Consider the following 11,023-nt stretch of genomic DNA (forward strand, 5'->3'; position numbering starts at 1 on the left):
CCCTCGTTCAACGTTCTCCCGGTGCGGGTTCAACGTTCTACCGGCACGGGTTCAACGTTCTCCCGGTACGGATCTCCCGACGTGATCCCGATCACAATGACATAGTTCGATCGCGGAGTTGACTCCCACAGTTCCGCCACACTTGTTACTGTTGGACGCAGAGCCCGATCGCTGGTGCATCCCCCGTCGCCAGCGATCGGGCCCTTTCCATGTCCGGGCCCAATTGCCGGGCCTTTTTCGGCGCGTGGCCCCGGGTCGGGTTTAGGACGCGAGATCGATGCGTAGGGAAACTTTCGGCCATTGCATCCGCGCCATGAACGTTGTCGACCCGGTCGCGCGGCCCGTTTCCCTGCACATTCTCCGAGCCACTCGTCAACTCCTCTTGAGGAGTCGTAGGGTGGCGCCCAGACCGGCCGACCGATCCCGGCCAGGCGCCGACGACGGATGGTGAGCGCGATGCCGAAGGCCTACGAGCAGATCGCGGACGACCTCCGCCGGGCCATCCGCACCGGGCGGCTGCAGCCCGGCGAACGGCTGCCCGCCGAGACGAAGCTCGCCGAGCACTACCGGCGCAGCGTGCCGACGCTCCGCGACGCGCTCCGCCTCCTGCGCGAGGAGGGGCTGATCGAGAAGGAGCACGGCCGCGGCAACTTCGTGCGCCGGACCCGGACCCGGGTGATCCGGGACAACTCCCGCCACCAGTGGGAGAAGGACCGCGTGCACCAGCCGGAACGGCGCAGGGCGCGCACCGGCGCCACGGAGCGCGACACCGGGCTCGAACTCCGCGACCTCGTCTTCCACGCCGCGTACCGCGAGGTCGAGGCGGACGGGCGACTCGCCTCCGCCTTCGGCGTCCCGGAGGGGACACCCCTGATCGAGCGCACCTACCGGACGCGCAACGCGGCGGAGAGCGCCCCGTTCAACCTGTCCACGTCCTACCTGGTCCGCGACATGGTGGCGGGCAACCCCGCGCTCCTCGACGCGGACCAGGAGCCGTGGCCCGGCGGCACGCAGAGCCAGCTCAACACCGTGGGCATCGAGCTCGACCGCATCGAGGACCGCCTCACCGCCCGCCCGCCGACCCCGGAGGAAGCCGCGGAACTGGAGCTTCCGCCGGGGACGTCGGTGCTGCGGCTCCGCAAGACGTCGTACGACACGGACGGCCGCGTCGTCGAGATCTCCGACGTCACCCTGCCCGGCGACCGCACCGAAGCGGTCTTCACCACTCCCCTGGAAAGGTGGTGAGTGCCGTGCGCCGGCGCATCATCATCGTCACTGCCGTCCACGCGCCCTCGGCCCCCTTCCTGCCGGACGCGTACGCATCGCTCCGCGAGCAGGAGCTCCCCGCGGGCTGGGAGTGGCACTGGATCATCCAGGAGGACGGCACGACCGACCGGGTCGCGCCGTACGTCCCGGCCGACTCCCGGGTGACGTTCCGTCAGGGGCGGCCGGGCGGGCCCGGCGTCGCCCGCACTCTGGCCCTCGCGCACGCCGACGGCGCGTACGTGAAGGTCCTGGACGCCGACGACCAGCTCGCCCCCGGCGCGCTCGCCCGCGACCTCGCCGCCCTCGAAGGCAACCCGGACATCGGCTGGGCCACCTCCCGGGTGCTCGACCTGCTGCCCGACGGCTCCACGGCGGGCTTCCCCGGCGACCCGGAGCACGGCCCCGTCGAGCGCCGCACGGTGATCGACTACTGGGCGGCCCACGACTACCGGGCGCCGGTGCACCCGGCGACCCTCTTCGTACGCCGCGATCTGCTCGTCGCCCTGGGCGGCTGGATGGCGCTGCCGGCCTCCGAGGACACCGGTCTGCTGCTGGCGCTCGACGCCGTCGCGCGCGGCTGGTTCTCGTCCGAGGTGGGGCTGCTCTACCGCAAGTGGGAGGGCCAGGCCACCGGCCAGAGCGCGCACGTCGACACGGGGGAGCGCGGGGTGCGCATGGCGGTGGTGGAGGCGCGGGCCAGGGCGCTCGCCGCGACCGGCTGGCGCTTCCCGGCCGACCGGGCCTGACGCCGGGGCGCCCGGCACCGGGGCGCCTGGCACCGGGGCGGGCGTGCCCCTAAGGCGGCCCGCGTCAGTCCAGCCTCTCCGCGTCGATCCGCGAGAAGACCAACTCGGTCTCCCCGACGACCGGTTCACGCCACCGCACCGGAGGCAGCGGCCGCCGCAGCGCTCCCGGGTAACTGTCGGCGGCGTATTCATTGACCAGCCGGTACGGATGGAAACCCGCCTCCCGCATGGTCGTCATCAACTCGTCCACGCAGTCGCCGAGTTGCTCCATGCGGTCGGGGGTCACCTCCACGGCGATCTCCACGTCGGGCCGGAGGCGGCCGAGGGCGGGGGCGAGGCCTCTGATCACGCCGCCCTCCGCCCCCTCCACGTCGATCTTGATGACCCGGGCGCGGGCGATCTCATCGGGCTCAAGGAGCTCGGGGAGCACGGTCGCCTCCGTCTCGAAGGTCGACTCCGCGGGCCCGTCGTACGGAACGATGCTGTTCGCGCCCATGTTGTGCGAGCTGGCGAGGACGAACGTGAGCGGCTTGCGCGCGTCCGACACGGCGGCGTTGACCGCGCGGATGTTGGCGCAGCCGTTCAGTTCCGCGTGCTGGAGCACCCTGCGGTGGAACGCGGGCGCGGCCTCGATCGCCACGACGCGGCCCCCGGCACCGACGAGCCGCGACCCGAGCACCGCGAAGTACCCGACGTTCGAGCCGACGTCGACGAACACGTCCCCGGCCCCGAGCCGCCCCCGCAGCCACCGCGTCATATGGGGCTCCCAGGCGCCGAACAGGTACACGTAGCGCTGGATGAGGTCCTGGGTGTCGACGGCGAACCGGAGGCCGTGCCGGTCGGCGACGACGCGGCGGCGGGGGTTCTCCCGGAGCCGCGGGTTCAGGAAGCGGGCGGCCAGCGCCGCCTTGCCGAGGGTGCCTGGCGCGTCACGCACGTACCGGCGGCCGAGCGTGACCAGCGTCTCCGAGAGGGGGGTGCTCATCCGGTCGCCTCTTTCGTCGGGGTCGGATGAACCGTATCCGCCCGGCGTGGGCCGCTTACCCGCCGGTCCGGTCGAAGGGCAGGTCCAGCATGCGGATGGCGTTCCCGCGCAGCAGCTTGTACGCGATCTCCGCCGGCAGGTGGCCGACGTGCTCGGCCGCGACCTCCTTGGTGTGCGGCCAGGTCGAGTCGACGTGCGGGTAGTCGGTCTCGAACGTGGCGTTGTCGACGCCCACGGTCTCGATCGCCTCGATGCCGTGCTTGTCGCGGAAGAAGCAGCAGAAGATCTGCCGGTAGTAGTACGTCGACGGGGGCTCCGGGATCAGGTCCTTCACGCCGCCCCAGGCCCGGTGCTCCTCCCACACGTCGTCGGCGCGCTCCAGGGCGTACGGGATCCAGCCCATCTGGCCCTCGCTGTAGGCGAGCTTGAGCCGCGGGAACTTGACCAGGACCCCGCTGAAGAGGAAGTCCATCATCGAGGCCATCGCATTGTTGAAGGAGAGCGAGGCCTGCACCGCGGGCGGCGCGTCCGGGGACGCGGCGGGCATCTGGGACGACGAGCCGATGTGCATGTTCACGACCGTCCCGGTCGCCTCGCACGCCGCGAAGAACGGGTCCCAGTAGCCGGAGTGGATCGACGGCAGGCCCAGGTGGGTGGGGATCTCGCTGAAGGTGACGGCCCGGACCCCGCGGGCGGCGTTCCGCTCGATCTCGGCGACGGCGAGGTCCACGTCCCAGAGCGGGATCAGGCAGAGCGGGATGAGGCGCCCGCCGCTGTCGCCGCACCACTCCTCGACCATCCAGTCGTTGTAGGCGCGGACGCAGGCGAGTCCGACCTCCTTGTCCTTGGCCTCGGAGAAGGTCTGCCCGCAGAAGCGCGGGAAGGTCGGGAAGCAGAGGGACGCCTCGACGTGGTTGATGTCCATGTCCGCGAGGCGGGCCTTCGGGTCCCAGCAGCCGCGGCGCATCTGCTCGCGGGTGATGCCGTCCAGCGTCATCTCGTCCCGCGAGAAGCCGACGGCGGCGATGATGCGCTTGTACGGGAAGATGCTGCCCTCGTACTCCCACCAGTCGGTGATCTGCCCGGCCGGGTCCGTCGTGAACCTGTACTTGCCGCCTACGTACTCCAGCTCGCCGATGCCCGCGGTGAAGGGCTTCGGACCCCGGTCGCGGTACTTGGCCGGGAGCCACGTCTCGAAGAGGTGCGCGGGCTCGATCACGTGGTCGTCCACGCTGATGACCCGGGGGAGTTCCTTGCTGCCGACCTCGCTGCTGACCACTGATGTGCCCCCTACTGCCTGCCGGTTTCCTCGACCCGAATCTGACGATCCATCAGATTCCATCGGATCGAGGTTATGGCCTCACCGGGGTGACGGCAAGCACGGGCCCGCAACTCGACCCCTTGCGCGTTACGCCCCGATCCGCTCAACTGACGCTCCGTCAGTTTGCTTGGGAGGGCGCTCGATGCAGACGATCTGGCTCAGCGGAGCCGAGTGGCTGGCCGTGCTCCGGATCGGGCTCGGCCTGTGGTGGCTGGAGAGCTGGCGCCACAAGGACAAGAAGGAGTGGTTCGGCGGCGGCGGGATCGGCTGGGCGGCGGGCATCGCGGAGAAACACCGGTGGCCCGTCGTGCGCGAGGGGTTCAACACCGTCGTGAAGCCCCGGCCGCGCCTGATGGCGTACGTCGTCGCCTACGCCGAACTCGCCCTGGGCCTCGGCCTGATCGTCGGCTTCCTCACGCCGGTCGCCCTGGTCGGCGGGCTCGTCCTCAACCTGATCTACCTCGTCCTGATGATCCACGACTGGGCCGAGCAGGGACAGAACTTCACGATGGCCCTGGTCTCGCTCGTCGGCCTCTTCGCCATGAGCTGGCAGACGTGGTCGCTGGACGACGCGTTGGGGCTTTTCGTCTAGACCGCGTCAGTAAGATCGTCCGGTCAGGTCGGAGAGCGCTGGCTGGGGGGCGGTTCGAGTGGGCACCGGGGAACAACTCGTCACCGTGGGCGCCGTGTTGCTCGGCGCCCTGACCACCCACGCCACCAACTACCTGATGGAGCGCAGCAGGAACCGGCACCAGCTGCTGACCCGGTGGGACGACAAGAAGGTCGACGCCTACGGCGACTACGTCGAGGCGGCGAAGGCGCGGATCGCCCACGCCGTACGGCTCTACGGGTTCCGGGAGGCTCCGGACGGCGGCGTACGGGCGGCGAGCGAACGGACGGAGCAGGAACTCCGTGAGGAGCTCGCGGCCGCCGCCCGCACCTGGGGCAGCGCCTTCGAGCGGGTGATGCTGCTCGGGGGCGACGAGGCCATCGAGGCGGGGCACGACCTCAACGCCCGGATCTCCGAGATCGACTGGCAGGCCACCGGCAGGATCGGCGGGAGCCTCGCCGAGTGGCGTGAGCGCAACCGCGCCGCCTTCCGGGCGATCAACGACTTCCACGAGGCGGCGCGGCGGGACCTCGGCATCCAGGGCAGCGTCACGGGCGAGAAGCACCCGGAGCGGGACCTCCTGCTCCCTCCCCAGGAGCGGAACCCCGCCGCCGGGGGCCGGTCGGGCTCGTAGCAGCCACACGGGCGTCGACGTCCCGCGCGTGTATGGCCTGTTGAGCCCGGACGTGCCACCCTGCCCGGCAGCCAGGGCAAGGCCTCCACGAACCGAACCCGACATCCGGCACCCAGCACCCAGCACCCCGCGCCCCGGATCCCGCACCCCGCACCCCGCATCCCGCATCCCGCATCCCGCAGACGAGGAGACGGCCATGAGCGACCGCACGCCCGCCGAGGGTCCAGCAACGCCCGGAGTCTCCCCCGCGGCGCGACTGCGCACCCGGCACGCCGCACGCGCCGCGAGCGCCGCCTCCCGTGCCGCCGCGGTCTCCCACTACATCGAGCAGCGCGGGGCACAGGAAACGGCGCGGGAGGACCTCGCCTGGAAAGCCGCCCACGCGGCCCGCGTCTCCGTACAGGCCCTCGCCGTGCTCGCCGAGAGCGCCCCCGACCCGGCGGCGGACTCCCGCTGCGCCCGCAACGCGGCAGCCGCCGCCGCTCAGGCCGCCCAGATGGGCCAACTGCACGACGGCGACAGCGAGTCCGCCGAGGCCGCCTGCCGGTCCGCCCTCAAGGCCTCGCAGGCGGCGTCGGCCGCCTCGGGCCGGGCCGCCCGCGGCACGGACGAGGCGCTGAACGCCGCCGCGGACGAGGCCGAGGCGGACGCCGTCGCCGCCGCCGAACACGCGGGCTGGATGCGGCCGGGCCAGCGCCTCCCGGAGGTGCCGGCCGGGCTGCGCAGTACGGAACTGATGGCGATGATGCACTTCTGACCGAAGGCGGCGACTCCGGCCGAAGGCGGCGACGCGCTTGCGAGCGCCCGGCACCGCACCACCCGGCGCGTCGCCCCGGTCGCTCGGACGGTGGAATTGCCCGGGTTCCTGGCGACGGCGGCGCACCCTCCGGGCCCGTTGTGCCGTTTGAGAGATCATGAACACCTCCAAGCGCATGTTCGCCACCCTCACCCTCGCCGCCGCTGCCGCCTCCGTCGCCGCGGCCGCCCCCGCCCACGCCGCCCCCTCCGACGAGGGCCACCGCAGCGTGGGCCGCACCGTCGGCGAGTCCCTGGCCGACCCGGCCACGACGGGCAAGCAGGTCCTCGACGGGGGCCATCTGGCCCTCGAGGGAGGCAAGACCGCCCTGACCGTGGCCGACGCCGGGCTGAGGTCCGTGAAGACCAGCTCCCAGAGCTTCAGCCCCAGCTAGCCCCCCGCGGCGATCCTTCGCTCAGGACAGGGCCGGGAGCCGGGGGCAGGATGGGGACGTGCTTACCGTGCTGGTGCTGGTCGGACGACCGCAGGCGAGGGAACTGATCGCCCGGATCGAGAGCGTCCCGGACGTCTGCGTCCTGTCCCACACCCATGACAGCGGCCTGGCCCTGGCCCGCGCCCGGGTGCTGCTGCCGGACGTCCTCGTCCTCGACCTCAGCGCCTGCTTCGCCGGGGACGCGGCCTCGGTCGTGCACCGCGCGCGCCTGCTCGACCTGCCGAGCGAACTGGTCGTGCACGCGGGCGACGCGATCGTCGGAACCGTCTCCCCCACCGGCGCCACGGACCCGGCGCGGGCGGGCGAACCGGGCGGCCTGATCCGCACGCTCACCCGACTGGCCCGCAACCAGCCCGCTTCCTAGGGCCGCTCCGCGGCCCGTCGGCCCTGCAGGGTGCGGGCGAGGCGCGGCCCCAGGCGCTGCTTCAGCCAGCGCAGGGCCTGCAGGCGGCCGACGGCCTGATCGAGGTGGAAGTAGAGCTGCGGCGGCACGTAGGGCAGCAGCGGCGAGTGGCGCTGGCCGAGCAGCGCGAACATCTGGTGCGGTTCGAGGGCCAGGTAGCGCGGCAGGTTCTCGTACCACTGCGCGCTGTGCCGGGCGGCGCTCTGCACCGAGAGCAGCGCCTGCTTGCGCTCCCGTTCGTACGAGGCAAGGGCCGCGGGGACGTCCTGCGGCCCGGCGGTGGAGCCCAGCGCGCGGGCCAGGCCCATCGCGTCGCGGAGCGCGAGGGTCGTGCCGGCCCCGATCGAGTAGTGCGTGGTGTGCGCGGCGTCGCCGATCAGCGCCAGGTTGCCGTGCGACCAGGCCGTGTTGGTGACCGTCGGGAAGGCCTGCCACTGGGCGTGGCTCTCGATGTCCTTGCGGCCGAGCAGCGCGTGACCGTCGAGCAGGCCCGCGAAGTACTTTTCGAGGAGGCGCAGGGTCTCGGCGTTGCCGAGCCGGTCGAACCCCAGCGCCGTCCACGTCGCCTCGGAGCACTCCACCACACAGGTGCTGTGCTCGTCGCTGAAGCCGTAGGCGTAGCACCAGATCCAGCCGTGGTCGGTCTCGACGAAGGCGAAGGTGAACGCCGTGAACACCCGGGTCGTGCCGAGCCAGATGAAACGGTTGGCGCCCGTGGTCACCCGGGTCCCGAACTCCGCGGCGTGGGCGGTGCGCAGCCCGCTGTGGGCGCCGTCCCCCGCGACGACGAGATCCGCGCCGGGCAGCTCGGCGACGCTGCCGATCTCCCTGCCGAACTCCAGTCGCACCCCCAGGTCACGGGCCCGCTCGGCGAGGATGGTCCGCAGCCGGTGGCGGCCGATCGCGTGCCCGGGGTCGCCGTCGTGCGCGGTGGTCCGGTCGCCGACGTAGGCGAATCCGCCCCGCCAGCACACGGACTGCTCCTCGATGAGCCGTGCGGAGTCGGGGTCGTGGTCGTACAGGTCGGCGAGGAGGTCGGGCCAGTAGGTCACGCCCCAGCCGTAGCTGGTGCCGGCCGCGTGCCGTTCGTGGACGGTGACCTCGTGGGCCGGCTCCCGGAGTTTGGCGAGGACGGCCAGGTAGAGGGAGGCAGGCCCGCCCCCGACGCAATCGATCTTCACGCACGCTCCTGCTCTTCTTCCCCGCGGAGCCGGGGCTCCGGCGCCCCGGGCCCCGGGAGGGCCAACGAGGAGGCCAACGTATGCGTCGGCGGGGCGGCACGGCCGAAGGCGGGCGCGGTGTCGTGGTTCTGCCGGACGGATGGGTGAAACGAAGGGGTGAACCGGCGTCTCGGCGGGGCGCGCGGCGGCCGGACGGACGAGGGTGTCAGCTGTGACTTGTCCGTAGTGGCTGACGTCTCCCGGGAGATCCTGTATACCCGCAGGGAGCAGATCGTCCGCGCCGGTTCTTCGCACACACTGCCGGACGGCGTCCGATGAAGGCCCCTGGAGGTGTGATGGGTACGCCGCCCCACCGTCTGTCCATCACGGCCCTCGCGCGCTCCGACGTCTGCGCCGTGCTCAGGCTCACCGGCGAGCTCGACCAGGCCTCCGAGAAGTTCTTCATGGACACGGTGGCCAAAGTGGTCGACGCGAGCCACCGCCACATCATCCTCGACGTGACCGCGCTGACGTTCTGCGACTCCCGCGGCCTGAACTGCCTGCTCGCCCTGCACTGGCTCCTGCGGCGCCGGTCCGGCGACCTGATGCTCGCCGGGGTTGGCCGCCGCCTCGCCACGCTCCTCGAACACAGCGGGAGCACGGCCCTGTTCTCGGCGCACACCTCGGTCGGTCAGGCCCTGCGCTCGCTGCCGGAGTCCGCCCGCCCGCACTGGCCGCCGCCGCCCGTCGAGCGCAGCACGGACGAGGGCGTGTCGCCTCCCGCGTAGGACCTGACGGACACGGTCGGCATACGCCGGGCGGGTCACCCGAGATGCGATCCGGGCCGCGCACCAGTGTGCTGTCGGACATGGAACACGACATAGCGAGCGTGACAGAAGCCGCCCCCACCCGGCGCCGCGCGCTGGGTGCCGCCGTGGCGCTGCTGGCCGGTGGAGCGGTATCGCTGACCACCCCGCGCGTCGCCGTCGCCCATGCGGACCACGTCTGTACGGGCGGTTATGACGCCGAGTTCGAGGAAGCCCTGGCCGAGGCGGACGACAGGTTCGCCGATGAGGAGCTCCGCGCCCTGCCGGAAGCACCCCGACGGAAGTACGCGCTGCCGCTGCGCCGCGACTTCCGGGTCTCCGCCCGCTACGGAGTACGCGGCGACTGGCTCGCCGGGCACCACACGGGCATCGACCTGGCCGTGCCGCAGGGGACGCCCGTCTACGCCGTCGGCGCGGGCACCGTACTCGTCGCGGGATGGTCGGGCGCGTACGGCAACGCCGTGACGGTGCGGATGCCGGACGGCCACTACGCCCTCGTGGCCCACCTCTCGCGCGTCTCGGCCCGGGTGGGCGGGCGGGTCCGGGCCGGCACGCTGCTCGGCAGGAGCGGGGCGACGGGACGCGCCACGGGCCCGCACCTCCATCTGGAGGTGCGGGCCCGCAGGGAGTACGGCAGCGACATCAACCCGGTGAGGTATCTGGCCAGCCGTGGTGTGCGACTCCTGTGACCTGCCGCCGTGCGGCAGGTCACGGGTCACTGGATGGAGGGCAGGATGTTCGTGACGGGCGCCGCCAGGTCCGTGAGCTGGTGCAGCTCGTTGAGCTGGTTGAGCTTCTTGAGCTGGTTCATGCCCTGCAGCTGGCTCGCCATGGTCGGCATCTGGGCGCGCTGCTCCTCGGGCATGCCCATGGTGCCGAGTTCGTCGAGGACGCTGAGCGGCGAGATCCGGCCCGTGTCCTGCGCGGGCTCGGCTGCCTGGGCGGCCGGCGTGGCGAGGGCCGCTGCCCCTGCGGCCAGCGAGACGGCGGCGATGAGTCGTCGTGCTGATGTCATGTCCTCAGAAACGGCTGAACGCCATGAAGGACACGGGTTTTCCGGCGCCCTCACTCCCGCCGCCGCACTGTTGCGCTGATCGGGTTGAATGACCGCACCGCCCGCTCCTCCTCGGCCGGAATGGCACCCCGCCTCGCACAATGGGCAGCAGAATGCCCGGGTATTCAGCGCGATCTCGCCGTCCCGCAGAAATCGAACTCCACGGTTGCATTCGAACCCCGGGTGCCGTGACTTCACCTTGACGGCAGCCGTTAGAAAATATGCGGCTGCGTGTAGGCAGCCGCTCTGTCCAAGTCAAAGGAGAACGTGATGTCTCGCATCGCGAAGGCAGCCGTCGCCACCCTCGGCACCGGAGCCGTCGTCCTCGGCGGCGCCGGTCTGGCCATGGCGGACGCCGGTGCGCAAGGTACCGCCGCTGGCTCCCCCGGTGTGGTCTCGGGCAACCTGATCCAGGTCCCGCTGAACGTCCCGGTGAACGTGTGCGGCAACACCGTCGACGTCATCGGTCTGCTGAACCCCACGTTCGGCAACAAGTGCGCCAACCCCGGCGGCGGCGACCACCACGGCCACCCGGGCCACCACGGTCACCCGGGCAACCACGGCGGCCCCGGCTACGGCGGCTGACCCAGCAATCCAGGCCCGGCCCCCGGTGCGCGTTCCACCGGGGGCCTTGCCATGTCCGATGCTCCGGCCTGATCCGAACGAAAGGCCCTAGTAGTGCTTCGTTACGTTGAGTGATCTCGGCTGTTCGTGGGCAGCTTCCCGGAGTGAGGTTGGGGGAAGTGGACCGGCTCCGGGGTGAGTTG

General features: G+C 71.8%; 14 protein-coding genes. 10 read left to right on the plus strand and 4 right to left on the minus strand.

Going from position 1 to position 11,023, the window contains the following annotated elements:
• Window positions 1-456: 456 nt before the first annotated feature.
• Both ACZ69I_RS27400 and ACZ69I_RS27405 read left to right on the plus strand, forming a co-directional pair.
• Window positions 457-1,245 (plus strand): GntR family transcriptional regulator, encoded by a 789-nt coding sequence (locus ACZ69I_RS27400; protein WP_467674199.1) that lies wholly within the window; start codon window positions 457-459, stop codon window positions 1,243-1,245.
• A 5-nt stretch (window positions 1,246-1,250) separates the two neighbouring features.
• Entirely contained in the window at window positions 1,251-2,012 is a 762-nt protein-coding gene (locus ACZ69I_RS27405) for a glycosyltransferase family 2 protein (RefSeq protein WP_470835258.1), read from the plus strand.
• Between the two features lie 64 nt (window positions 2,013-2,076).
• On the opposite strand, the gene ACZ69I_RS27410 is transcribed toward ACZ69I_RS27405, so the two are convergent.
• Both ACZ69I_RS27410 and ACZ69I_RS27415 read right to left on the minus strand, forming a co-directional pair.
• Window positions 2,077-2,997, minus strand: coding sequence for an FkbM family methyltransferase (locus tag ACZ69I_RS27410; RefSeq protein ID WP_470835260.1), 921 nt, complete (start codon window positions 2,995-2,997; stop codon window positions 2,077-2,079).
• A 55-nt stretch (window positions 2,998-3,052) separates the two neighbouring features.
• On the minus strand, window positions 3,053-4,276 hold the full coding sequence (locus ACZ69I_RS27415; protein WP_467674205.1) for an amidohydrolase family protein: 1,224 nt from the start codon (window positions 4,274-4,276) through the stop codon (window positions 3,053-3,055).
• A 184-nt stretch (window positions 4,277-4,460) separates the two neighbouring features.
• Between ACZ69I_RS27415 and ACZ69I_RS27420 the strand changes: the two genes are divergently transcribed.
• The 5 genes from ACZ69I_RS27420 (at window position 4,461) to ACZ69I_RS27440 (ending at window position 7,176) form a co-directional block, all read left to right on the plus strand.
• A complete protein-coding gene (locus tag ACZ69I_RS27420; RefSeq protein WP_467674207.1) occupies window positions 4,461-4,910 on the plus strand; it encodes a DoxX family membrane protein in 450 nt (149 codons plus the stop codon).
• A 58-nt stretch (window positions 4,911-4,968) separates the two neighbouring features.
• A complete protein-coding gene (locus ACZ69I_RS27425; protein WP_470835261.1) occupies window positions 4,969-5,562 on the plus strand; it encodes a hypothetical protein in 594 nt (197 codons plus the stop codon).
• A gap of 196 nt (window positions 5,563-5,758) precedes the next feature.
• Entirely contained in the window at window positions 5,759-6,319 is a 561-nt protein-coding gene (locus tag ACZ69I_RS27430; protein ID WP_470835262.1) for a hypothetical protein, read from the plus strand.
• A gap of 157 nt (window positions 6,320-6,476) precedes the next feature.
• Complete coding sequence (locus ACZ69I_RS27435; RefSeq protein ID WP_467674213.1) at window positions 6,477-6,752, plus strand: hypothetical protein; 276 nt, start codon at window positions 6,477-6,479, stop codon at window positions 6,750-6,752.
• A 58-nt stretch (window positions 6,753-6,810) separates the two neighbouring features.
• Entirely contained in the window at window positions 6,811-7,176 is a 366-nt protein-coding gene (locus ACZ69I_RS27440; RefSeq protein WP_470835263.1) for a hypothetical protein, read from the plus strand.
• Here the strand turns inward: ACZ69I_RS27440 and ACZ69I_RS27445 are convergent.
• Complete coding sequence (locus ACZ69I_RS27445) at window positions 7,173-8,396, minus strand: FAD-dependent monooxygenase (RefSeq protein WP_470835265.1); 1,224 nt, start codon at window positions 8,394-8,396, stop codon at window positions 7,173-7,175. The two genes, ACZ69I_RS27440 and ACZ69I_RS27445, sit on opposite strands and share 4 nt — an antisense overlap.
• Window positions 8,397-8,731: 335 nt before the next feature.
• On the opposite strand from ACZ69I_RS27445, the gene ACZ69I_RS27450 reads away from it, so the two are divergent.
• On the plus strand, window positions 8,732-9,163 hold the full coding sequence (locus ACZ69I_RS27450; protein WP_467674219.1) for an STAS domain-containing protein: 432 nt from the start codon (window positions 8,732-8,734) through the stop codon (window positions 9,161-9,163).
• Window positions 9,164-9,243: 80 nt separating this feature from the next.
• Window positions 9,244-9,891, plus strand: coding sequence for a M23 family metallopeptidase (locus ACZ69I_RS27455; protein ID WP_470835266.1), 648 nt, complete (start codon window positions 9,244-9,246; stop codon window positions 9,889-9,891).
• Between the two features lie 26 nt (window positions 9,892-9,917).
• On the opposite strand, the gene ACZ69I_RS27460 is transcribed toward ACZ69I_RS27455, so the two are convergent.
• Entirely contained in the window at window positions 9,918-10,217 is a 300-nt protein-coding gene (locus ACZ69I_RS27460; protein WP_467674224.1) for a hypothetical protein, read from the minus strand.
• Window positions 10,218-10,526: 309 nt separating this feature from the next.
• Here ACZ69I_RS27460 and ACZ69I_RS27465 point away from each other — a divergent pair, with 309 nt between their 5' ends.
• Window positions 10,527-10,841 carry a chaplin gene (locus ACZ69I_RS27465; RefSeq protein WP_467674226.1) on the plus strand — a complete coding sequence of 105 codons (315 nt, stop codon included), beginning with the start codon at window positions 10,527-10,529 and terminating at the stop codon, window positions 10,839-10,841.
• The last annotated feature ends 182 nt before the right edge of the window (window positions 10,842-11,023 follow it).

This window comes from Streptomyces sp. NPDC036815 (assembly GCF_055609205.1).